This window comes from Undibacterium sp. 5I1 (genome assembly GCF_034314085.1).
Lineage (GTDB): Bacteria > Pseudomonadota > Gammaproteobacteria > Burkholderiales > Burkholderiaceae_D > Undibacterium.
The window spans coordinates 3,497,532-3,523,134 of the sequence record NZ_JAVIWI010000001.1; the positions used below are offsets into that span (position 1 = coordinate 3,497,532).

Annotated in this window: 16 protein-coding genes; 3 read left to right on the forward strand and 13 right to left on the reverse strand. The window is 45.1% G+C overall.

The window, feature by feature from the left end; translation table 11 throughout:
* Positions 1-111: 111 nt before the first annotated feature.
* The gene (locus RGU72_RS15325) at positions 112-1,626 is read right to left on the reverse strand and encodes a methyl-accepting chemotaxis protein (protein WP_322120552.1); all 1,515 of its coding nucleotides are present in this window, start codon (positions 1,624-1,626) and stop codon (positions 112-114) included.
* Between the two features lie 128 nt (positions 1,627-1,754).
* Between RGU72_RS15325 and RGU72_RS15330 the strand changes: the two genes are divergently transcribed.
* Entirely contained in the window at positions 1,755-2,873 is a 1,119-nt protein-coding gene (locus RGU72_RS15330; RefSeq protein ID WP_322117783.1) for a transposase, read from the forward strand.
* Positions 2,874-3,485: 612 nt separating this feature from the next.
* Here the strand turns inward: RGU72_RS15330 and ettA are convergent.
* The 6 genes from ettA to RGU72_RS15360 form a co-directional block, all read right to left on the reverse strand.
* The gene (gene ettA, locus RGU72_RS15335; RefSeq protein ID WP_322120553.1) at positions 3,486-5,153 is read right to left on the reverse strand and encodes an energy-dependent translational throttle protein EttA; all 1,668 of its coding nucleotides are present in this window, start codon (positions 5,151-5,153) and stop codon (positions 3,486-3,488) included.
* 326 nt (positions 5,154-5,479) lie between these two features.
* Positions 5,480-6,130 (reverse strand): methylamine utilization protein, encoded by a 651-nt coding sequence (locus RGU72_RS15340; RefSeq protein ID WP_322120554.1) that lies wholly within the window; start codon positions 6,128-6,130, stop codon positions 5,480-5,482.
* Positions 6,131-6,148: 18 nt separating this feature from the next.
* Entirely contained in the window at positions 6,149-6,619 is a 471-nt protein-coding gene (locus RGU72_RS15345; RefSeq protein ID WP_322120555.1) for a group 1 truncated hemoglobin, read from the reverse strand.
* Positions 6,620-6,694: 75 nt separating this feature from the next.
* Complete coding sequence (locus RGU72_RS15350) at positions 6,695-7,516, reverse strand: DUF3034 family protein (protein WP_322121657.1); 822 nt, start codon at positions 7,514-7,516, stop codon at positions 6,695-6,697.
* A 296-nt stretch (positions 7,517-7,812) separates the two neighbouring features.
* Positions 7,813-8,289: a group 1 truncated hemoglobin gene (locus RGU72_RS15355; RefSeq protein ID WP_322120556.1), complete on the reverse strand. Its 477-nt coding sequence runs from the start codon at positions 8,287-8,289 to the stop codon at positions 7,813-7,815.
* A 22-nt stretch (positions 8,290-8,311) separates the two neighbouring features.
* The gene (locus RGU72_RS15360; RefSeq protein WP_322121658.1) at positions 8,312-9,121 is read right to left on the reverse strand and encodes a DUF3034 family protein; all 810 of its coding nucleotides are present in this window, start codon (positions 9,119-9,121) and stop codon (positions 8,312-8,314) included.
* Positions 9,122-9,528: 407 nt separating this feature from the next.
* On the opposite strand from RGU72_RS15360, the gene RGU72_RS15365 reads away from it, so the two are divergent.
* Positions 9,529-11,265, forward strand: coding sequence for a diguanylate cyclase (locus tag RGU72_RS15365; protein WP_322120557.1), 1,737 nt, complete (start codon positions 9,529-9,531; stop codon positions 11,263-11,265).
* A gap of 227 nt (positions 11,266-11,492) precedes the next feature.
* Here RGU72_RS15365 and RGU72_RS15370 read toward each other — a convergent pair whose 3' ends face one another.
* Together RGU72_RS15370 and RGU72_RS15375 are read right to left on the reverse strand one after the other, a co-directional pair.
* Positions 11,493-13,880, reverse strand: a complete 2,388-nt coding sequence (locus tag RGU72_RS15370) for a putative bifunctional diguanylate cyclase/phosphodiesterase (protein WP_322120558.1) — start codon at positions 13,878-13,880, stop codon at positions 11,493-11,495.
* Positions 13,881-14,023: 143 nt separating this feature from the next.
* Positions 14,024-14,641, reverse strand: a complete 618-nt coding sequence (locus RGU72_RS15375) for a methylamine utilization protein (RefSeq protein ID WP_322120559.1) — start codon at positions 14,639-14,641, stop codon at positions 14,024-14,026.
* Positions 14,642-15,087: 446 nt separating this feature from the next.
* On the opposite strand from RGU72_RS15375, the gene RGU72_RS15380 reads away from it, so the two are divergent.
* A complete protein-coding gene (locus RGU72_RS15380) occupies positions 15,088-16,107 on the forward strand; it encodes a GGDEF domain-containing protein (RefSeq protein ID WP_322120560.1) in 1,020 nt (339 codons plus the stop codon).
* A 3-nt stretch (positions 16,108-16,110) separates the two neighbouring features.
* On the opposite strand, the gene yedA is transcribed toward RGU72_RS15380, so the two are convergent.
* The 4 genes from yedA to RGU72_RS15400 all read right to left on the reverse strand — a co-directional run bounded on the left by yedA (position 16,111) and on the right by RGU72_RS15400 (position 25,520).
* Positions 16,111-17,007, reverse strand: coding sequence for a drug/metabolite exporter YedA (yedA, locus tag RGU72_RS15385; protein WP_322120561.1), 897 nt, complete (start codon positions 17,005-17,007; stop codon positions 16,111-16,113).
* Between the two features lie 231 nt (positions 17,008-17,238).
* Positions 17,239-20,328: a TonB-dependent receptor gene (locus RGU72_RS15390; protein WP_322120562.1), complete on the reverse strand. Its 3,090-nt coding sequence runs from the start codon at positions 20,326-20,328 to the stop codon at positions 17,239-17,241.
* A gap of 765 nt (positions 20,329-21,093) precedes the next feature.
* On the reverse strand, positions 21,094-23,928 hold the full coding sequence (locus tag RGU72_RS15395) for a TonB-dependent receptor domain-containing protein (protein ID WP_322120563.1): 2,835 nt from the start codon (positions 23,926-23,928) through the stop codon (positions 21,094-21,096).
* Between the two features lie 317 nt (positions 23,929-24,245).
* Entirely contained in the window at positions 24,246-25,520 is a 1,275-nt protein-coding gene (locus tag RGU72_RS15400; RefSeq protein ID WP_322120564.1) for an aspartyl/asparaginyl beta-hydroxylase domain-containing protein, read from the reverse strand.
* Between the last annotated feature and the right edge of the window lie 83 nt (positions 25,521-25,603).

Sequence of the window (25,603 nt, forward strand, 5' to 3'; positions counted from 1 at the left end):
ATGTCAACGATCGTCAATTTAAGCTAGATGTTTCACTGAAATTTGAACTGATCACCGATGCACTTGTTTTCCTACCCCACTAAGGAGGTCAAACAAGACGGCAATGTGCTGTCACCGGTCATTTGGCAACATTGGTACCCGGTGTTGTTGATTCGGCTTTGTTGAAATAGGACCACCAAGTGTTTGCGATTTCATTCCAGTTCTACTCAATTCCGAAATCAAGAACAGGTTCACGACACCGTCCAACTTTTCTGCCTGCTCTTGCATGCTTTCTGCGGCAGCGGCAGCCTGTTCAACCAAAGCAGAATTTTGTTGTGTGGTTTCCTCCATCGCATTAACAGACTGACTTGCCCGCTCTATCCCAATTCTCTGCTTTTCGGTAGAGCTGGCGATCTCATGCATGATTTCTGCTACTTGTTTGACACTGATGAGCATTTCTTTCATGGTTTTACCCGCTTCGTCGACTAAATTGCTACCCAAATCGACCTTTTCAACAGAGTCGGTGATCAGTGTCTTAATCTCCTTGGCTGCACTGGCGCTGCGCTGTGCGAGATTACGCACCTCGCTCGCAACAACGGCGAAGCCACGTCCCTGCTCACCAGCCCTGGCTGCTTCCACAGCGGCATTCAAGGCCAGGATATTCGTTTGGAAAGCAATCCCGTCAATCACGGCAATAATATCAACGATTTTTTTAGAGCTGTCTTTGATCGACCCCATAGTCTCGACCACTTTGCTGACAACGACATTTCCTTTGCTGGCAATGTTCGATGCGGAATTAGCTAGTTGGTTGGCATTCTGAGAGTTGTCGGCGTTATGTTTTACCAAGTCGGTCAATCCAATCATCGAACTGGCTGCTTCCTGTAACGCATTTGCCTGCACCTCTGTGCGTTGTGATAAATCAGAATTGCCACTAGCGATTTCTGTCGATGCGGTGATGATGGATTCCACGCCCTGTTTAACCGAATGCACCGCATCATGTAAGGTTCTAACCATGTTTTGCATGGCATAACCTGATGTGCTGATTGGATGTATGTCATTGTCGCGAAGATTAATATAACCGTTTGTGCCGGTTAAGACTCTCGTATAGTTCATCAAATCTGCTTCTTGAATACGTTCTTTGTGCATGTTGATCGAAATGTAAGACAGTACGGCAGCTTCGACGATTACATACGCTGCGTGCGTTAACAAAATCGCCAGACTCGGTTTAGTAAAGCACACTACTCCAACACCAATTTCCTGCAAATAATCAAAACTGAAGTGATGTAGCGCGACCACGGTGGCTGCGACCAATATGACCCGCCAGTCCGCGTAAATGAGTAAAAATGCCAAAAATGCAAAAATACCGAAATGAATTTCAGTCATTCCCATCGCCTGATGGATGTGCAGACCACAATAAATCATTATCGCTGCGCCGTTGAATAGCCGTGTCACCAGTTCTCCCGGCTTGGCATAAACCAAACCGGCGGCAGTCAACAACACCGGAACGCCAATAAAAAAAGTAAGCAGCCACGTGCCATGCCAATTGGCCAGCGCAAATGAAAAGATTTGCATCCCCGCCAGCACAGCGAATATCACTTTGTCTGATCGGGCGTAACTTGTGGAAAGATAATCGGCGGAGCTTGTCATAACAGGAGAGGTTCTTGCAAAACGAAACACCGGAGAGTAATTTTATTGCGAGAAGCGCAAAATAGATGAGAAAGGAGCGGCCATTTCTGGCAAGATGAAAGTGACTAAACAACCATCTGCGCTCCGCTATGAATCCTACACAACGCCTGCTGATAATGCAACGCTGGAATTTACTGCAACACGATTTGCTACCGGAGATAAAACAGCAATGCGGGTCACTGACGCCGAAGCTGGAAAAATTGATTCATGTACTAGACTGGGTGCGCATCGAAGAATTTGTGTCGGACCAATGGCAAGGGATAGGACGCAAACCGCATGACCGTGGTGCATTGGCCAGCGCCTTCATCGCCAAAGCTGTGTTGGGGCTCAATACAACAGCGGCCTTAATAGAACGATTGACGATGGATCGCAGTTTAAAACGGCTGTGCGGCTTTGAGATGTGGAAAGAAGTTCCGAATGAAGCCACTTTTTCGCGCGCCTTTGGCGAATTTGCCCAAGCCAAATTAGCGGAGAAAGTGCACGAAGCGCTGATCAAGAGTTATTTAGGCGACAGCCTCATTGGACACATCAGCCGTGACGGCACGGCGATTGCGGCGCGCGAGAAGCCGAAGAAACACATGAAAGTTGTTTCCGTAGAAAAGGCCCAAAAGCAGCGCCGTGGACGGCCAAAGAAAGGCGAGATAAGGCCGCCAAAGGAAGAGAAAGTGACCAAGATAGGCTGGCAGTTGACGCAAACTTTACCGAGCATCGTCAATGCTTTACCCAAAGAGTGTGACCGCGGCACTAAATGCAATGCGCAAGGTTATAAAGTGAGTTGGAACGGCTACAAGCTGCATATCGACACCGCTGACTGCGGCGTTGCCATCAGTGCGCTATTGACCAGCGCCTCGGTGCACGATAGTCAAACGGCGGTGCCGTTAGCAACGATGACGGCCGCACGAGTAACGAATTTGTACGATTTGATGGATGCAGCGTATTGCAGTGAAGAGTTAAGGGCACACAGCAAAAGTCTTGGCCACGTGCCATTAATTGATCACAACGCACGCGGCGGGGAGAAGAAACCGTTCGCCCCGCATGAACAACAGCGTTATAAAGAACGCACGCAAGCTGAACGTACCAATGGCAGGCTGAAAGACGAATTTGGTGGCACGACAGTACGGGTGCGTGGTAGCGAAAAAGTGATGTCGCATTTGATGTTTGGTTTATTGGTATTGACCGCAGATCAGTTGATGCGTTTATTTACGTAACAGCTTTGCTTTTAAAGAGTCGAAAAAAACAACGTTTCCCAACGTTCATAGGGGCAGTGATGGTCACATAGGGATTGACACGCCATAAAACGATAATCCGGCACAAATTCATGTCACATGTACCGCTTCAAACAAGAAAACCAATCGCAACAGTGGCCACACCCATGCTCGACTTTACTGGTTTGGGTATTTTGCAAGAAGCTCAGGATTTTTTCAATTAGGTTAAATGGCGAAGTAAGACTACACCCAATCCCTCATATCATCGGAAAATTTTCTTATGGCAACAAACTTAGAATTTTGGTTGTGCAAGTAGCAAGATGTGGTGCAGTTTGATCAAAAAACTGCACGCTGCTGGGGCAGGGGGAAATAATAAACGTCAAATAAACAAAAAAAAGATTAGAAATGCTTCGTCGATTTAAATGTTTAGTCGCTAGAGTGTAGTCAAGCCAAGTCGAGAATATGTCAATGATTGTTAAGTTAACTCAAAGAGTTACTAAAAAAACTGCACTTCAGCATGACGAGGCTAAGCAAAGCAGCCAGAGCGGTTTTGCTTAGCCCTATACGTATTGAATGTCGGGGGAGGGGCAAGCGCCCTCAACCGAACTCAATGCGTTACACCGACAAAGGTTTGTAACGTATCCGTTTTGGCTTGGCACCTTCTTCACCAAGACGTTTCTTTTTATCAGCTTCGTATTCCTGGTAATTACCGTCAAAGAAGCTGACTTGCGAATTGCCTTCAAACGCTAGAATATGCGTCGCAATGCGATCCAGAAACCAGCGGTCATGCGAGATCACCATGACGCTGCCAGCAAATTCTAGCAAGGCATCTTCCAGCGCGCGCAGCGTTTCTACGTCCAGATCATTGGACGGTTCATCCAGCAGCAAAACATTACCGCCTTGCAGCAGCGTCTTGGCCAGATGCAGACGACCGCGTTCACCGCCCGACAAATTGCCGACGATTTTTTGCTGGTCGCCACCTTTAAAGTTGAAGCGTCCGAGATAAGCGCGGGATGGCATTTCAAAACGACCGACTGTCAAAATGTCCGCACCGCCAGCGACGTCTTCAAACACAGTTTTGGTGTTGCCCAGATCTTCGCGGGACTGATCGACCAGCGAGATTTTGGCGGTCTGCCCCAGTACCACTTCGCCACTATCCGGTTGCTCTAAACCTTTAATCATTTTAAACAGCGTCGATTTACCAGCACCGTTAGGGCCGATGATGCCGACAATCGCGCCAGGTGGAATCTTAAAGCTGAGGTTGTCGATCAGCAGACGATCACCAAAGGCTTTGGAGACATTTTTAAATTCGATGACTTCGTTACCCAGACGCTCTGCGACCGGGATAAAAATCTCTTGAGTCTCGTTACGTTTTTGGTACTCGTGCTCGCTCATTTCATTGAAGCGCGCCAGACGTGCCTTGCTCTTGGCTTGACGTGCTTTAGGATTTTGGCGTGACCATTCCAGCTCTTTTTGCAAAGCACGTTGGCGGGCAGATTCGGTCGCTTCTTCTTGCTTTAAGCGGGTTTGCTTTTGGTCCAACCAAGAGGAGTAATTACCCTTCCATGGAATACCTGCGCCGCGATCCAGTTCCAGAATCCACTCAGCGGCATTATCCAAAAAGTAGCGATCATGGGTAATTGCCACCACTGTGCCAGGGAAACGCAATAAAAATTGCTCCAGCCAATCGACTGATTCTGCATCCAGATGGTTGGTTGGCTCATCGAGCAAGAGCATGTCGGGTTTGGATAGCAATAATTTGCACAGTGCGACACGACGTTTTTCACCGCCGGACAACACCGCTATCTTGGCATCCCATGGCGGCAGGCGTAATGCGTCGGCGGCCATTTCTAATTGCAGTTCAACATTGTCGCCGCTAGAAGTGGAGATGATGGCTTCTAGGCGTGCTTGCTCATTGGCGAGGGCATCGAAGTCGGCATCTGGCTCGGCATAGGCGGCATACACTTGCTCTAACTTAGCCTTGGCCTCGAATACTTCGCCAAGCGCGGATTCGACTGCTTCGCGCACAGTTTGCTCTGGGTCAAGCTGGGGTTCTTGCGGTAAATAGCCAATGTTCAGATTTGGCATCGGCACGGCTTCGCCCTGGATGTCCTTATCAATGCCCGCCATAATTTTAAGCAGTGAGGATTTTCCGGAGCCGTTCAGACCCAAGACGCCGATCTTGGCGCCAGGGAAAAACGAGAGCGAGATATCTTTAAGAATCTGGCGCTTAGGCGGCACGATCTTGCCGACGCGGTTCATGGTGTAGACGTAATTTGCCATTTTTTCGATTTTTTATGGATGAAGAAGATGGGTGCAAGGATACCGCAAGCCAGCGCAGATGGGGAGTCCTGGATGGGAGTTTGTTCGTGGACCACATTACAGGCGAAATCACGTCTTCACTGACGGACTTGATAGTAGGAGCGAGTAGCTGCTTAGCATTGGGATGAGTTGGCGTTACTTTGGAATTGCGTTCAAAGCCTCTTCAGCGACGGATTCCTCCATGCTTAATATTGCAAAGTAGGGGAGTATATTTAATTGTCCAAATATTTTCTCGGCAATAAGGCGATTTATGCCTATACACCCTATCAGTATATCTAGCCAGCCAATTACATTTTTGCTGGTTTTCTGGCGATAGGCACAAAATCAAACTGGAACTTCAGCAGTGTTGATTGGCCATTGATGGTGACGGTTTGCGTCAAAGGCGGCTTGATACTTCCCATATTCGGGTGCCAGGCCTTGATCTCGTATTGACCATTGGGCAGATTTTCTAATTTCAATACGCCGCTGTCGTCCGTCTTGGCAAAATAAGGTGTGTCGAGCACCAAGACATAGGCGCGCATCCAGTTGTGTAGCAAGCAGTACACCACAACAATGCCCGCTTTATCAAAAATCACGGGTGGTGGCGTCACGCCTTTGTCGTAGGTTTTGATTTCAAACTCTTTGGCGGGCGAGAAAGACTTAACGTGATGTTCCAGCTTGTCGTAATTGGGGAACTTGACTTGCGTGCCGACACGTATCGGTGTGACATAGGGCGCGAACTGCAAATCGCGCTGGGCAATCACCTCAGTCTCGGTTTTGCCAACTGGCGGCAAGGGCGCGCCGATCGGCGTCGCGTACACCACAACATCTGGCATTAAGGCGCCATTTTTATCCACCGCACTGGCGCTGATGGTGACGCTCCATACGCTGGACAGCAGGCCAAAGCTGCTGAGGAACAAACTGGCTTGTAGTAAGCGGATGACGGAATGACGGCGCATGGATTATCTCGGTTGAAATTACTTGGTGACGATGGGGCGTTGCATTGGTGCCAGTTTTGCTACCAGCTTATTAGAAACCGAAGAGGGGATGTTATTTTTTTCCATTGCGATTTGTAAGTCTTCTGCCAAGGCGTTGAACTGTGCATTATTGATATTCATCCCCTTGTGCGCTTCTTGCATCTCTTTACCGCTGTATTTGCATGGGCCGCCAGTCAGTGCGCAAAACTGTTCTGCCAACATTAAACCTAGGCGTTCCATATCAGTTTCTTTGAATGCGTCTTTGATGCGGTCGTCTGCTAAAACTATCGGCAAAAAATCAGCCACAATTTTATTGATGCCTTCTTTGCCACCCAAGCCTTGGTACACCGCGTCGGGCGTGGTCTGGGCGAATGCCGCTGTGCTAGTGGCGAAAGTAGCGATAGTAGCGCTAATGCCAAAGCTGAAGATAACAGCTGCTTTGACGAGCTTGGAGCTGAGACGTGTTTGCATGATCATGTCTTTCTAAAATAGGTCAGTTCTTGTATGTGTTTTAGCCTGTGCGCTGTGTTGCGCGATACAGCCAGATTAAAATCCGGCTTGCAGCGACAAATAGAAGCCACGCTGATTGGTCGGATTAAATACGGTGATATCGCCCAAAGTGGCATAGGCCGCAGTGATCGACACATTTTTAGTCGGGAAATAAGCCAGAAACACGTCGTAGTAATCTTTTTCGTTATCGACGCTGAGGTTACGTGGCTTCATCCGGTACTCTGCCCCCAAGGCTAATTTGCGGGTGATTAAATAAGCAGCAGAGCCTTCTAGCATAGGCTTGTACTTGTCTTCTTTATCACCGCCAAAACCGAGAATACCCATTTGGTTGGCTTTGGTCATCCGCAAGGCGCCGTTCAGCAGCAGGCTTTGTTCCAAAAACACTTTAGTGGCTGAAGCGTAGTAATCCACACCACGATCATCTTTGGCACCGAGTTGCTTGACATTGGTGACGCCCAACGCGCCAAGGCCGCCGATGCCGTTATTACGTTTGATCATCGCGCCGACGGCAATTTGTGGCATCCAGCTATCTTGGTCATACACAGCGTCACCTGCGACTTTGACTTTGATGCCAAGAATATCTTGCTGGATATTGAGCGAGTTGAGTGGTGCCAGGCTGCCGGTAAATTCTTGCTTAGCCAGGGACAATTCGACCCGGTCTGCGATACCAACGGCTACGCCATAGGTTTTGAGTCCGTAATCTTGGGTTTTAACTTGGGTGTAATGCACATTCGCACCATAGCTGTCGCGTGTGCCATAACCTGTGATTAATGCCCAAGGCGTCAGACCGCCGCCACCTGCGCCCTCTAGCTGGCTAACGCCGCCGGTTGCGGTCAGTTTGCCCATGTCGGGTCGCATGCTGGATGGTGTGTCGGCTGATGTCGATGTGCTGGCAGCTGCGGTAGTTTGGGCGCTAGCCTGCTGACAGAACATGGCAAAACTGCTGATCATGGCGGCTTGTAAAGCTCGGTTCTTTAGATACATCGTCAAATACATAGTCATTTCCTCGCTGATAGGTGGGTTGGGAGCATCTCAGCAACGAGCGTCTCGTGGAAGAAATACGTTGGCCTTAGCAAACCGGATTCAAGCTAATGCGACATAACCACGAATATTGTGTGACATATTGTCAAATCGTATGAGGCTATTTTTTGAAGCTATTTTTTCGGTTCAACGATGTCACGCTTCATCGGCGCAAGTTTGGCAATCAGTTTGTTCTGTACCGATGAAGGAATATGCTGTTGCTCCATCGCGATTTGCAAATCTTCTGCCAGGGCGTTGAACTGAGCACCAGTGATGCCGAGCTTGTCGTGTGACACCTTCATGCTGTCGCCAGAGTAAGTGCAAGGGCCACCGCTGAGAACGCAAAATTGTTCTTTTAATAGCTTGGCCAGGCGCTTCATGTTGGTTTCTTTGAACGACTCTTTGATACGTGGATCTGCCAGTACTAATGGAATCAAATCATCAACAATATTGCCAATGCCGGCCTCACTACCCAAGCCTTGATAAAGCGCATCGGTCTGTGTTGCGGACTCTGCGTAGATGTCTGAATTTGCTGCAAACATGGGCACGACGAACAGCAGTGCTTTCAAGAGTTTTACAGCCGAGATTTTTAAAACTGGTCGCGCGTTCATTTGTATTGTCTCTTGTCGTTTACTAGTTACCAACTTGTAGTGATAAATACCAGCCGCGCTGCGTGGTGGGATTAAACACCGTGATGTCACCCAATTTGGCATAGGCCGCAGTGACAGAAAAATTCTTGGTCGGGAAATAAGCCAAAAACACGTCGGCATAATCTTTTTCATTATCAACACCGAGGTTGCGCGACTTCATTCTGTACTCCATCCCTGCGACCCATTTACGGTTGATCAGATAGACCACAGAGCCTTCTAGCAGGGGTTTATATTGATCGTTTTTATCACCACCAAAACCGAGCAAGCCCATTTGGTTTGCCTTGCTCATCCGCAGTGTGGCGTTGATTAACAGGCTTTGTGCCAGATATAGTTTTGTCGCAGACAGGTAGTAGTCAACGCCGTTGTCACTGACTGCGCCAAGCTGCTTTACATTGGTGACGCCAAGTGCCCCAAGACCCGCCACGCCGTTATTGCGCTTGAACATCACACCTAGCGCAATTTGCGGCAACAGCGTGTCTTGATCGGTCACGGCATCACCGGACAATTTCAATTTAATACCAACAATATCTTGTTGAATATTGAGATGATCCAAGGGGGCGCGGCTGCCGGTGAACTCTTGTTTAGCTAAAGACACTTCCAGTTTGTCAGCAAAACCCAGCGCGACGCCGTACGTTTTAAGGCGGTAATCCTGGGTGTCCACTTGCGTGATATGTGCGTTGACACCATAGCTATCTTCACTACCATAACCGGTGATCAGCGCCCACGGCGTAATGCCACCGCCGCCCGCACCTTCTAGCTGGCTGACGCCACCAGTCGCTGTCAATTTGCCCATGTCGGGCAAGGGCAAATTTTGCGCGTTGGCTACTTGTCCAAAAAGTGACCAGGACAAACAAAAAAAGAGCGCATTACTTGCGATTACGATTACATTTTTTTTGTACATCAAATGACCTGTGGCTAAAGAGCGTTGGTACTCGATCGGTGTTGCTGAGCTTTTTTGCTTCGGGTGATTTAGGGTGTTGATATTTTGTGTATCGATAATATGAACATCTTGATATGAAACGATCTCACAGCATTAAATTACGCAACACTTTACCAAAAAAAACTAAATCTGCCCGAGCAAAGCCGTGACAGGATTTTGATTGAACCTACATTCCTGATATCTTATAAAACCAGATTAAATTCTTCACTATTTTCTTCAAGTCAGATTACGATATTTAACACTTTATTATACAAAAGCAGATGAGTCGTTCGTCCCTACGTCGTGAATTAGTTATCCCCATTACTATATTAGTAATAGGGGTTGCTGCCGCCATTGGCTGGGTATCGACGAAGGCGGGTACTGCTGCAGTCAACACACTGACCCAGCGCATTTTGACCGATATGGTTAATCGCATCAGCGGCGCGACGGAACGACATTTAGACAGCGCGTTAGTGGCGCTTGATGCCATAGCACCAGATCCTAAGCATGCGCCGACATTACAAAACTTCTCGGATGATCTGAGTTTGCTGGAATCTAAATTGTGGACTGCCAGCGGTCTGTTTATGGACGTAAATAATTACGTCTATTACGGCGGTCAGGATGGCCGCATGGTCGGTGTGTTCCGGATCAAGCCTGATTTCGTAGAGGTGTATTGGCATGAGCCCGGCGCACGCCAACGTCAGGTTTATCAGGCGACAACGCCGGGCGACCGGTCGGTATTATTGCGGACAGATCAATACGATCCGCGGTTGCGCCCTTGGTATCGGGCAGCGATCGCGTCCGATAAGCCGGTGTGGACGCAAATTTATAACGACTTCACTTCTGCAGAACCGACTGTGACTCTGGCCAAGCCTGTGTTTCAGACCGACCATACTTTAATGGGTGTAGTCGCAACCGATGTGACCTTAAAAGTACTATCAGATTTTTTACGGACTTTAGAAATCAGTAAAAACAGTGTCGCCTACATCATCGATAGCGATGGTTATATCGTTGCCACATCTGGCGATGAGCTGGCTGTCAAACGCCCGAATCCGAGAGACGCCCCTCAACGCTTGCGTGCATCAGAAATGAAGACTCCTTTAATTAGCGAAATTTATAATCGCAGTTATGCGTGGCAAAGAAAAATTTTGCAAGGTGATAAGTCTGTCTCGTCAACCCAGGCGTTCACTTTGGCGACCGGTACGGTAGACGTCGCAGTCGCTGCCTTAGGTGATAAACAGGGTTTGAACTGGTTGACGGTGGTTGCGGTACCGCGCTCCGATTTTATGAGTAGCGTCAACCAAGGTTTTTTTGAGAGTTTGTTAATTGCTGTGGCCTGCATTATTTTTGCACTGACGATAGGTCTGACCATTATTGACCGGGTCATACGTGACATCCGAAAACTTACTAGTGCGGCAGAAAAATTTGGCGAAGGGCAGCCTTTGCCCAATCTGGATATCCGCCTCAATGATGAAATTGGTATTCTTGCGCAAACATTTATTGATATGGAAAAGAAGCTTCGTTTTGATAAATTGACGCAAGTCGCTAACCGGGAATCCCTATTCGCACAAATTAGTTACCTACAAAAAATTGCAAAAGATAATCCTCATGGGCAGCATGTGTTCACGATCTTATTTGTCGATCTGGACAGGTTTAAATTTATTAATGACAACTATGGACATGATGCAGGTGACGCCGCTTTAGTCATCATTGCCGCCCGTTTGAGAGCGACTATTCGCGAGTCCGACGTTGTGGCGCGCTATGGTGGCGACGAATTTGTACTACTGCTCAAAGATACCAAAAGCTCTGTCGATATCCACAGTATGGTAGAGAAAATTTCGACCTTGGTAAAGATGCCGATTGCGCTGGACGATGTGATGGTCAGCGTAGGTGTATCAATAGGCTGGTCTTGCTTCCCAGAAGATGGCGACGATTATGTGAGACTGATCAAGATTGCCGATAGCCGTATGTACAACCATAAACGAGATCGTAAATCGCATCAAATGGATCAGATGTGATGGCTTGAAGTATGATTCAGGTAAAACCAACTTAGGTCGAAAACGATCAAGGAGGCAACGATTAATTGAAAGTTAGCACTAAATTTCAATATACTCCCCATCTTTTTTTGAAAAATCGGCATATAGATAAATCATTCTATGGGTAACCAAACTATACTCATAGTGAGTATAGTTTGGTTAATCAGGATTCATCTGATCAAACTTGGGCAAAAAATCAAAAAGGCGAGTCAACTACTTGCAATACTGGCGTCCAGTTGCGTCTGGCTCGCATCCCACTGCGCCATCCAAGTGAGCATCTGCTCGGCTGGCATGGGTTTGCTGATGTAATAGCCTTGCGCCTGATCACAGCCCATGTCCTTGAGCAGTTGCATGACTTCTTTATTTTCTACCCCCTCTGCCACCACCCGCAAGCCCATGTTGTGGCCAAGATCAATGGTTGATTTGACAATTTTAGTGTCATCAATATCTTTCTCCATTTTCAGAACGAAGGATTTATCGATCTTTAATTCATCTACCGGCAAGCTTTTTAAATACGCAAGTGAGGAGTAGCCAGTACCGAAATCATCAATCGACAAATCAGCGCCCATCGCATGCAAACCCTCTAAAGTCTGTTGCGCCCGGATCGGGTCATCCATAATCGCACTCTCGGTAATTTCCAGACAAAACGCAGCAGGCGTGATGTGGTGCCGCTCCAAGATATCGGCAAACTTGTTCGGCAAATCCTGATCCAGTAAATCGCGGGTAGATAGGTTGACTGACATTTTCAGGTTGAGACCTTGCGCTATCCAAAGGCTACAAATACGGGCGGCGTCATTCAGCACCCAGCGAGTTAACTGGCGAATAAAGCCGGTATGCTCTGCAAATGGGATAAATTGATCGGGGAAAATAAAGCCACGTTCTGGATGTATCCAGCGGATTAATGCCTCGACGGCGATTACTTTACCGGTATCTAATGCGACTTTCGGCTGTACATATAAGTGGAAATGCTGCTGTTCCAGCGCCGTGCGTAATTCGCTCAACAAGGACAAACTTTGCTGGCTGGATTTGTCGATGGCTGGTACATAGGTTACTGCGCCGCTGTTGGCACGCTTGGCTGTATACATCGCCACTTCTGCGCGGCTTAACAGGGATTCGGCATCATTGGCATTGTCTGGGAAGCCGGCAATACCAATCCCCGCACCCAGATCAACGGTTTGATCTTCGATCGAAATTGGTTTTTCTAAGGATGCTAAAATTTTTGCAGCCAGCTCTTGTGCTTCCAGCAAAGTGGAGTCGGGTAACAGGACGACGAACTCATCACCACCCAGGCGAGCAGGTTTGATGGTGCCTTGTCCTAACTCATTAGTCAGCCTGAGGGCAACCTGCGTCAGTAATTGGTCGCCAAAACCATGTCCCATCACATCGTTGACATGTTTAAACCGATCCAAATCCATCATCAAAATATAACAGGTAGTTTTTTTTGCCCTTGCCTGTGTAATCGCATCTTGCAACATGCTCACGAACAGTGCCCGGTTTGGCAGATTGGTCAAAATGTCCCAATACGCTAAGCGCCGGATTTCTTTTTCGCGGTTGGCAATCCCATCACGCATGACCAGAAAAGTCCGCGCCAGATCGCCGATTTCATCATTGCGTTGCACTTTGATTGTGGCAGTATAGTCACCCGCGCCTAACCGTTTGGCAGTATCCGCTAACTGACGCATAGGTCCAGTAATTCGCTTAGTGGTGACAACGCTAATAATACTGGCGATGATGACCCCAAGTATGGTGAGTATCAGGAGATCTCGTTGTAGTTGTTTATATGGCGCAATGGCTTCGCTCAGAGATATCTGCAATACGGCGACCGTAACCCACTTCTCGTTTTCGGCTAATTTAAGGACGTGCGCGCTGTATTCTTCATCGCCAATGCGTAGTTCCGCGATGGATTGGCTTGTATCTTGAATTTTGGGAATCTGGGTTGCGAGTATGGCGACTTGTTCTGCATTGAGAGTAGAAACATCCGGCATCCATTTATTCCCGTCAGCATGATTTTCAGTTAGCAGGGATATCTGCAAGCCTGATAATTCACGCATGTCAGCGACGATACGCTGATCAATCGGGATTGCCATCAAGACCCAGGCAAGAGTGACAGGTGCCTTAATCGGCACCATCACTAATTGATACGATTTACCTTGGACGACGGCATTGCGGTAAGAGCTACCGACTTGTTCTGCCTGTATCACCAAAGGCAAAATTGATTGCTGAAAACTACTTGCAAAAACATCGCTGGTAGCTGCCGTAACGCTGCGGTCCAGGCCTATTACCATAGAAAAACTGGCACCGATCCTTTCACCATGATTGATTAGGGCAGACTCTATCGTTTTAGTATCGTTGGTACCAATTGCCTCACGAAACGCATAATCTTTAGCGAGCACCTCGCCACTTTGTATGAGTTTTTGTGCATTCTGATCTAGTAAGCGATTGAAGATTTTTTCACTCCGCTTCAGTTCTTCCTGAATAGAGGCGCGCGCATTGCGATAGATCGTATTTTGAATAACAAAAAAACCCGCGAGTTGAACCATCAGGGTCAGGGCGATAAACAGAGTGACAACTCGGCTTTCCAAGCTATGCAAACGCATGAACTATCCTTGCTGATTTGTGGCGATTTTCATTTTTTTGAAATGGCTGCATGCTGTTTTAATATCCGGTCGATAAACCATAATAATCGTAACTTACTGTAAGCGTAACTAACTCAGTCAATCCCGGAACACTGCGATCAAGTTCAATTTACTTTGTAATTCAATTTGACAACAAGCGCAGAGTTGTCATCCTTGATTACAACGGCTTGCTCACTTATTGGGCTATTTGCCATTTGTTGATAGTACCAAGTTTTTAAACTATATTTCCCGGCAGGCAGGGTAGTAATTTTTGCTTTGCCGCTGGCATCTGTTTTTGCGAAATAAGGCGTATCGACGATCTGGATATACGCCAGCATCTGATCATGGATATTGCAGCCGACTACCACGGTCCCCGGTTTGTCAAAGGTGATCGGTGCTTCGGGCTTGCCTGCATACAGTTTTAATTCAAATGGCTTCGCTGGCGAAAATGAGTAAGCTTGATGCCGTACCGTGTCATTATTGGGGAAGCTGATGGCTGTCCCAGTCTGCACTACCGTCACCAGCGGAATGAATTTTTTATCTTTTTGCTCGATATCAACTTTGGCGGACTTGGTTTTTTCAATCGTACCATTATCAAAATAAACGACCGCATCAAGGACAGGTTTGCCAGCACTATCAATCACCTGAATAATGTGATCAGCGTGCGCAGGTAGCATACATGCACAACTCAACAAACCGATGGCCATTGTGGTAAGTTGGGAACGTTTAAAGTTATCAAGCATTGCCGTTCTCCTCGCTAAACTGATCATAGAAATATGCACGCAATCATAAGTATTTTACTTGTATTTATCATGCGCCCATCCTTCATCAAAATGATTATTGCAGATCTATTTAACCACATTGCTAATGTCCTACGGATGTCAAACTTAAGTCCATGAGCTTTGAGTTTTACCGAAAAACCTAGTCCGCGTGTCTTACTTATCATCATAATGCAAAATAATTATAAAAATCGCTTTATGTAGCTTTGTAGTTGTTGCTGTCCCTGAATGCATTGGGTATAGTAAATATTCAGAATAAACCGATTAAAAATAAGTAATTGTGACAAAGATGTTGTAAATTGTTGTTAAGTTATTGTTTCTTAATCGTTGCTAAGGTATTGTCGGTGCCACTTCGTTTGCTTATTGCAGTTAACTCTTAGTAGGGTATGGATTCCATCATTAAACATCTTGTGGAAATTACTGGTCATCGTGACCATGATCTCCTCAATATTTCTGTCATCTCGGCCTTGTGTGAATTGACACGCGCTGAGTATGCACGCGTGCTGGATATAACCACCGTAGGCAAGCAAACATTTGTACAGTCACAAATCACGATTAAAAATGGCAAAGTGCTGGAAGTCGCAGATATTAGCGCCATCAACTTAGCCGGTGATCTAATTGCCAAGTACCCCAACTTGGAAGACGGCATTACAAAACATCAGAATTTGATCGAAGGTTTGTCAGAAGATGGTAAGCGTTTAATATGGCTACCAATCTGGACTAACGAAAAGGTAAACACCTGTCTAGAAATCGCCAATCCTGAATCGTATAACGAAAATACTTCTCAAGTGATGGAAGGGATTTTGATCGTTTATCGTAACTTCCAAAACTTACTCGATTACAGTGAGAGAGACTCATTGACAGGTTTATTAAATCGTAAGACTTTTGACGATAATTTCTCCAAAATTTTGCGGGTTAGCTCTCAGCAAAAAAATACCGAAACAGAACCAGAGCAAGACCGCAGGTCCGTTGAACCCGAAAAGCCACATTGGTTAGCGGTTCTGGATATTGACCACTTCAAACGTGTTAATGATCAATTCGGTCACTTGTATGGCGATGAGGTATTGATTTTGATCGCCAATCTCTTACGCTCGTCTTTCCGTCCCACCGACAGATTGTTCCGTTTCGGTGGTGAGGAGTTTGTGATTTTATTGCGCGCTACGGCTCAAGACGATGCACACCATATTTTTGATCGCTTCCGCGAAAATGTGGAGCAATATCCATTTCCACAGGTAGGTCAAGTCACAGTGAGTGTGGGTTTTGCCCGCATTGATCCGTTTGAGCCTGCAGTTGCGATTATGGGTCGTGCAGATCAGGCGCTCTACTTTGCAAAGAGCAATGGCAGAAATCGTACTTGCTACTACGATAGTTTGGTCGACAGTGGCGACCTGCATGCCGAAAAATCGAACGATACTGCAGAGTTTTTCTAGAGTCTAGCTATGCTCAGCATCAAGCGCAGCATTTGTTTTTTTACGCGCAGTAGTAATCAGGATCACACTTCCTAAAATCACCGTTATTGCAATCATTTCACGCACGCCAATTTTTTCTCCTCCTAGCATAACGCCTAAAATTACCGCGATCACAGGGTTGACGTAGGCATAGCTGCCAGCGAGGGCGGGCGTTACTGCGCTTAGCAAATACATGTACGCAGTAAATGCAAGCAAAGATCCGGCAACTACAAGATAAGACCAAGCTATCCACGCGTTGACAGTGATTGGCGTATTGAATTTTTCTCCCATCAAAAAACCAAGCATCATCAAAAATGCGCCGCCAAGTAACATTTGACTGGCAAATCCCATCGCACCCGGCGCCATTTTTAATTTTCGTTGCGACAGCACTGATCCGATATCCCAACTTAAAATCGCCCCGATTAAGCTAATCACACCAATTGGCTTGGCAGAAAATTCGCCACCAAATGCCAGCATCACGGCACCCGCGAAGCCGATCATTATTCCTGTCCATTCACGACGGTTAGGCCAGTCTCCAAAAAAACCCACGCAAAACGACAAAACCATCGGGGAGCAAGCAATAAATACGGCGGTCAATCCTGAGGAAATACTTTGCTGTGCTAGTGCCGTAAAACCCATGCCTCCACCCAGCATTAACACACCAACTACTCCTGCATCGCTCCACTCCCGTATCTTGGGACTAGGAGTACCACGCCATTTTTTCCAAGCAAATAGCAAACTACCCGCGGCTAGAAAACGTGTACCCATCAAGAGGAATGGTGGGAATGATGTTAATGCCACATGAATCGCAAAATACGTCGATCCCCAAACGATATACACGACGGATAAAGCGATCAGAACAGAGCGTGACAGACCGGACATGGTTTTCCTTTAACTGGGGTTAAATTTCTTATTCGTTTTGATACTTAACAAGCTTTTATTTAAAGCGTTTTCAAACTAACTTTAAGGCTGGTTATTAAAGCATGCAGAGATCAAATTACAATCTAAAAAACAACAAAAAAGCCCCAAATTTCTGGGGCTTTTTTGTTCTTGCTGATCTTACTAAATATATCTAAGTAACTTAGACAAAGACACCATTACATATTCTATAAATCAGAATTTGTAATTATATTCAGCTGTCAGTTTTGCGGTACGCGGTGCAGAGTAGCTTAAGACACCTTCGTAAATTGCATAACGAACGTTTGCTGTGTTGTAACGTTCAACCACTTTTTGTACAGTTTGTGCATCAAAAACGTTAAAAACATCAAGTTTTAATGACAAGCCACTCAAGAACGATGGTTTGTAAACAATATTCAAATCCAAACGACGATCCCATTCTAAGTTACCCACCGTGCCGCGTGGTGATGGAATATTTTGCGCGCCAGTTGCACCAAAGCAATAGTGCGAAGCTGAAGTGTAGTTTGGTGAATCAGCTGGTGTAGGGTTAGTACCCGAGCATGAACGTGGACGACCAGCTGCGAGTAACAAATTACCACCAACGGACAATTGAGGAGTCAAATCATAGAAACCATACGCTTTGATTTGGTGAGTACGGTCATTTGGCAGAAGTCCGTTTGCGTACAACATCAGCTCACGATAATCCCAAGTTTGAGTCGCTGCAACGTCAGCTTGTCCAGTATTAGTATCAGATAAAGTTTGACCTTCAGTGTTACCAGTGCTGCGTGACCATGTGTAGTTCAACTTACCGTACCAACCACTGCGATATGGATGCTCAGCAAATAAATCGACAGCTGTATATTTACGCTCTGCTTTTTCGAAACCGAGATCAGCTGCGGTTAAATGTACTTTTGTATAATTTTTACGAGCTGTTGCTGGGTTCGCGTCATTGAAATCAACTAAGAAATCATTGTCTTCGCCTGGATTGAAAGATGCACAACCAAAACCTTGCCAATTAGCCGTACTCACATTATTCCGTGCAGCCCATTTATCAAATGGACGTTGATCACAGAAGTCGTCAATCGTAGAACGCAGAGTTCGGTAAGTTACTTTCGCACCAAAATTTAAATTAGCTGAATAAGCTTTTTCGAAACCCAACGTAATTTCATCTTGATAGCTTGGCTTCAGGCCTGTAGAAGTAATCACCTTAGGATCTTTTGCTTGGCCGTATTCGTTATTGGCAGATAATACATTGGTCAATTGAGTCAGACCAGTTGGGGAACCATTTGCGTCGGTACCAGTGTATGCAAAATATTGATTCGTATTCAACGATCCATTAGCACCACGCAAAGCAACCACTGTCGGCATCTGAACTGTATAACGACCAGCACTTCCAAATACTTTTAAAGAAGAATCACCGTTGACATCCCAAGCAGCACTAAAACGAGGTGCTAATTGGTTTTTCATTTCAATGTACTTAACTTTATCTTGATTTGAGTTAGAGAACTGCTCATTACGCAGGCCTGCCGTCAGCAAGATGTCTTTAGTAATTTGGTAGCGATCTTCAATATATTGCGCTGCCTGATCTGCATATGCATTAGATACTGTAGAGCTCAAAATTTTCTCTACGTAGTAACCTTGAGCTGCCAGACCGCCGTATGGTGTTAGCGCAGGTACTGTGCCACCAGCAACAGCCGTTGGTAAGTTAGGCGTCGTTGACTTCAGATATGTCCAGTTACCGCCACCCGCCGCGGAGTCACCAGCATTCAAGGATGTCATTGAATTATTATCCAGACCGGCACGCAATGTGTGCTGTCCTAACTTATATTCCAAATCCAGACGGAAGGCCTTAACAGTATCTGTAGAACCAGAAAAAGGCAGATTTCCACTAAAGCCTTGTGGACTGTTGTAGTTAAAACCAGGTGCTTGGTTGTTAGCATCGGCGGCTACTTGGAATACATTCGGGTTGTAACCTGCTGGCTGATAGATATGTGTTGCCTTGCTTTGACCATAAGAACCAGTCAAAGTGAGGTTATCAGTCAAATTACCGGTATATTTTAAAATCTGAACTTCGCCACCATTAGCGCCATTATTTTCTTGGTGATCGGATGAATTGATCTTTGAACCAACTACACGAGTCGTGTAATCGTAAGAAGAGTATTTGTTATCAACTTTTGGCAAGTCACCTAATGCAGTCAATTCTAAGCGATGATTGTCTGTAATATTCCAGTCGAACTTGCTGTAGTAACGGTTTAATTTTGTTGTTTGCTGTTGCCAACCATTTACAGCGTTTGTGGTGGATGTTCTGCCGTTGTACACGCCGGAGAAATCCGTTGTAGTCGCTTCTGCCGCCAAAAACATGAACAACTTATCTTTGATAATCGGACCACCGACATAGGCGCCCACTTGTTTCTGCTCTGTGGAATTGTCTTGACGACGGAAACGCAGAGTTCCATCAGTAGTTTTGGTATTTGAAGCACCAATCACAGGGTAGTAATAATCAAGCGGCGTTGCACGCAGCGCGTTAGGTGTAATCGAGGCTGTTGCACCGACCTCCCAATTATTTGTACCGCTCTTACCCGTGATATTAACTACGCCACCAACAGAGCGACCAAACTCAACACCATAACCACCAACCAAAATATCAGCCTGAGCAATTGCACCAAAAGGCAGTTCGGATGCGCCTAATTGCGTCAATGGATTTGTTACAGGGAAACCATTAATGTAGTAAGCATTTTCCGAAGCACCGCCGCCGGCGAAACTTGCACCTGCTGCATAAGTAGGATCGCCTCGAGTTGTATTGGGCGCTAATTGAATAATTGCATCGACGTTGCGAGCAACTGGCAATTTTGCCAATTCTTTCGCAGTGAACGTTGCACCGTTTGTTGAGTTAGAAACGTCAATACGGCTGCGACGTGCAGAGACCTCAATGGATTGCACTCCAGCATTAGCGGCAGCACCGAAATCTGGCTCTGCACCTTGACCTGAGAGTACGTCCAATTCTGTAGTTGCAAGAACAGAAGAGTCTTTCAATAAGGTTGCTTTATAGTGCCCCGAAGGCAAAGCTGTTGCTTGATACTTACCTGTCGCATCGATTGTAACGGTACGTGTCAAATTGGTATCGGTATTTTTTAGCACGACGGAAGTAGCTGTTCCTGCTACAACCTTACCATACACGGTACCAACTGTGTTGGACTGTGCCATCGCAGTTTGGTTGGCACCCACTGCCAACACACCTACGCCAAACGCGACAGTCAACGCGTGCGCGACTAACGTTTTCTTAAAAACCAGATTCTTCTTGGACATGAAATTTCCTGAGTATGTGAGTCAACAATGTGCTTCTCAAATTTTTATTTGAATAAGCGCTATTGGTGCGAGTTGTAACGCCTCATAACCAAATGTTTCTTGATTATTCTGATGTAAATATAGAGGCCTTTTGAAACATCCAAATGTAACTAATCGTTTCAAAACGCTTACATTGCATAGGAACATTTTTGGGATATTCGTGTCAATACTGCGCTTTATCTTTGTCTCAAAAAACAACAATATTGTTTAGAGGAATATCAAAATTACAAAGATATTTTTAAGGAAAAGAAGATGACTATTTCAAATTTTTTTAATTATTTGTCAAATAATTAAAAAAATTTGTATGTAAGGTTGGGAGTTCATTGCGAACGATAAGCAGTTAGGATCTGCATGAAAAATACAATCCATACTTGTCGAACGAATTAGGAAATCGGAGATAAATATGTACGATTCTTTTGAACAATTAACACTAAGATGACATCTAATAAGTACGACGAAGCGTTGGAATTATTCTTGTTTTTGCTTACGACGATATTAAAAGAATCAATTATTGCGTGATGAAATAAACGATAATAATTCCCCTAACGAAACTTAATAAGTAACAAATTCAGCATTAATCGATTAACAGTTTCTTGACTCTTTAAAATAATTCGCTCAGCTACAGATAAACGACTCTTGCTTAAAGACAATGACTCATAGAAAAAAGCCGCTTAGATAAACTCTAAGCGGCTTTTAAAATAAAACTTTGCTCTTTTATACTAACTATTAAAACTTATAGTTACCTACTAAGTAGAATTGGCGTCCTAATGGGTCTGTGTAACGACCATCGTAACCCAGTTGGTTACCACCACCGTTAATACGTTGAGAGAACGGAGGATCTACGTTAAACAGATTTTTGATGCCACCAGTTAAAGTGAAGTTTTTAGTCAACTTCGCTTTAGTTTGCCAATCAAATACTGTGTAAGACTTAACGTCACGGACTGAATCTACATAAGCACCTAAAGTACCATCTGCATTCACTACACGGACAGCTGCGTCATCGGCAGTGATAGGTGCATCATGGTAACCAGAGTGATAGTTTGCAGTAAATGAATGCAAGTATTTTTCACTTGGCTTCCAAGTTGCGGTCAACTTAGAAATTACACGGAAGACGACATCATTGTATGAGTTAAAACGTCCAACACCGTGATCAGTTCCAGAACCGGGAACATCTTGGTCAGCTTTCAACATATACGTACCTGTCCAGTTCAGCGCTACTTTGCCGAAAGTGGTCGAAGTTGTGAAAGTGTGATCCCAGTCAATACCTTGGTAATGAGAAGCAGCAATGTTAAATGGTGTCAACGCAGCTACCAAAACATTTTGCTTTTGGATAGGATCATAGTAAGACGAGAACAAAGCTGCATAGGTCTTTGGATTATCAAATACCAGACTTTCAGGCAATGTTGCAATCTGATCTTTTAGTTTCATGTCCCACAAATCGAAACCAATAGACAGACTCTTGATCGGTTCTACACGGAAGCCAACAGTGTACTGAGTGGACTTTTCAGGCTTTAAACCAGAAGCGCCAGTCAATGCATTGCCACCAGACAACAAACCGTATTCTGCAGTACCGTTACACAAAGGTAACAGTGGACCAGAAGTAATAGGACAAGGATGGAAGTTAGAGGAACCGCCATTTGTCAGGGGACTTGTAATAGCCGACAAAGTTGGCGCTTTAAAACCTGTTCCGTAAGAACCGCGTAACAACAACTCATCGACAGGGCGATATGCAACAGCCAATTTGTAGGTAGAAGAACTAGCAGTATTACCTTGTGTTGCAGGTGCTGCAAGATTACCATTCACATCAAAGTTCTTGTTATTTTTTACCGCGTCGTAACTATCGTAACGAATAGCAGCAGTTACATCCAAGTTCTTGATAACAGGGACTAACAACTCACCAAAAGTACCCCAGCTATTACGTGAGGAGTCAAACGGTAACGCACCAGTACCACCGCCGATATTAGTATCGGTCCAGTTTGGTTGCAAAACGTTCGGTCCTTGAGCAATTGGACTTGGACTATCAGAATAACTTTGCTTAGAAAAATCGCCGCCAAAACCTAACTGTGCCATACCGCCTGGTGCTTTAAACAACTCCATAGATCCACGTGCACTAGCAACATCGATTTTTGATACTGTTTGATCAAGCACTTGATGCAATACGGCTGGTGCCAAAGCGGCTTTAGTGACAGCTGTTGGAGCGACAAAAGGATTGTAAGCACCACTGGCAAATAATGCTGCAAACTGATCGCCACTTGTATACCCCGCTACAGCATTATCAGTCGCTTTATTTTCAGAATGTGTATACGACAAGTTGTAGTCAACACCTTTGGCATTACCCTCAACGCCGATTACTACATGCTTAGCTTCTGTGTCATAGCCATCGGTACGTCGTCCAGCATCAACCAAACGCAAATTCATCGTTGCGGATGTTACCTTTGTTGGATCTATTCCTAATTTAACAAGTGCTGGCACGATTTCTTGCTTGTACAGTTTGCTGTTTATATCAACGCCCAGCGGCTGAGCAGGAGGTGCATAAGCGGCAGTACTTGTGAACTTGGAATACAAAGCCTCTGCATAAACTGATGTGTCTTGATTGATCTTGAAACTACCTTTTGCCAGGAAACCATCACGTTTTAATTGCGGCAAAGCTTCTACGGTGCTTGCAAAGTTAAAGCGACATGTAACGCCAGATACAAAGGTATTTCCTGATGGGCAAACACCAGTGTTAACTAGCGCAGGGTTAAATGCCTTAGAAAATCCAGCACCCTTTACCGTTACGTTTGCTGGAATTGAGTTTGAACTTGTTTGGTATAAAGAATAAACCTTACCGCCATTTACAAACTGTTGAACACCACCGTTGGCACTGAATGCGCGGTCGCTTGCGTCTAATTGGGTCTGTTCGTCGTGGCTATATGCGAATAAAACGTTGTAACCATCTTTTTCTACATCACCAAAACCTTTGGAGATCGCGATATTAGAAGTAGCACCTTTAGCTGACGCGTCAGGAGTGTTGTATGTCAATTCTATGTTCGCGTCTTGTTGATTTTTCTTCAAGATGAAGTTGACAACACCTGCGATAGCATCAGAACCGTACAGGGCAGAAGCACCATCTGTCAAAATCTCGACGCGCTCAACTGCAGATAAAGGGATACTTGCTAAATTGACCGCAGAACCAGTGCCGTATGGCGCAACACGATGACCATCAAGCAATACTAAGGTATAGCTTGTGCCGATTGCGTGGATAGAAGCAGTCTGAACACCGCCGCCGCCGCCATTAACAGAGGCTGAGGAAGTCAAAAAACCCTGCATAGATGGCAAGGAAGCAACCAAATCAGCTACCGTTGTTGCACCGCTTTGTTCAATTTGTGCTTTAGACAAAGTTTGAACTGGCAGTGCGCCTTCGACAGCAATACGCTTAATCGACGAACCAGTAATTTCTACGCGCTGCGGAGCTGCATCTTCTTGTGAGAATGCAGGCTGAGCCAATAAGCCTAAGCTCATTACTACGCCGCCGGAAAATATCATTCTGACTGATCGAGACAGAATTTTTTCTTTTATCATTATGTAACTCCCTAAATTGGTGTGACGACTGATCTATATAGAACAGAATATTTTTGTGCTTACAGGTTTGCAAATAAACCCCATTTTTTGATCTACAAATGTAAGCTAGTTTGAATATGTAAATTAAAGTGTCACAAGGTATCAAAAAAACTTGATACACCATGGAACCATTTCTGCCAGATTGCTGTCAATCGCGTCACTGTCAAGTAACTCAAAAAAACAACAGGCATTTTGCGTGTACAAGAATGCAAAAAACCAAACTGATGTGACTAGAGAAATATTGTTTTACTGTTGAAACGAAATTAATACTTAATTTTCTATTTTTTAAATTCCGCTATCCCATTCGCCATAGCAGTAATTAACTGTTGTTCAGCGAAAGTTAAATGAGGGTGCCAGATGTCAAATATCAACACGGCGCGCGGCTTATTACTATTATTCCAAGCCTCATGCTCAATAGTGTCGTCAAATATCAATGCCTTACCCAACTCCCAAGGTCTGACCTGATTTCCAACTCTAAAGCCACAACCATCAGGAATGATTAGAGGGATATGAGTAACCAGCCGCACATTCGAGACACCCGTATGTGGGGGGATCTTTGTATTGGGCCTGAGTAAAGAGAACATTGCAGATGGTGTCCTGCCAAGTTGAATGGGTTGAGGTACATTCTTTAACAATTGCATTGTCGTGGGGCATCTAGATGCGTTTTCTTCCACTAAATTGCCGTTTTTGTATAAGTGAAAAGCGCTCCAATTTGGTGAATTATTCAATTCTGCAAATTGATTCAGCGGTAATCCCGGAGAATATTCAAGATAAGGTGTGAATCCTGTTTCGGTCTGTAATGTATGCAAAAACTCATCGCGAATTTGATCAGTCCCTTGTTCAATTTTTTGCAACCAAGGAAATTCTTCTCGGTCAAAAAATTCAATAGGAGCTAAATTGGGATAATGAAACGCCATTGATTGAGAATCAAATCTTTTTTTACGCCCAACCATGATGTCAACGGAATCTCGAAAACGATGTAACTTTTCGCCAGAAAACTCCTTGTAAAAAGGTTCTAAATAGTCATCTAAAAATTGTCCATATTTTTCATCGTAATCTTCTTTGTATTTAATCGCATGTAAAACTGCAGGCTGTAAACTTGGATGCAGCTTTTCTAAGGGAGGCGCAACTTTGGCAACGGCTCCATGCGCTAAAACGGCTTGATGATGTTTACCTTGCCTATCCAGTAAATCTGCATTCATCATCAATGCCAATAGATCGCTAGGATCAGCAACCAAGGCCTGTTGAATGGAATGCTCCTCGCTACTATCGTCTTCTAATTGACGGTAGGTGATTGCCAAACTAATCCATACCCTGGGATCATTACCTTCAATACAGGCTACCCGTTGAAATGCACTTAAAGCTGACTTTAATTCACCTTTTTTTAAAGCATGTTTTCCTAATTCATTCAGCGTCGGCGTGTGGTTAGGTGAAATTTGTAAAATTTCTCCCCAGAATTTAAATGCGTCCTGCTCTTTGCCAGATTTCATAGCATTTTTTGCAAGCATTGCTAACACTTCAATTTCTTTTAAGATTGTCTGTGTATTTTTCATTTGATTTCGCTTTTATAACTTGTGGTTTTTAGCAAATCATAGGTATTTAACTTGTATACGAAAAACGGCAAGCCTAAGCTTGC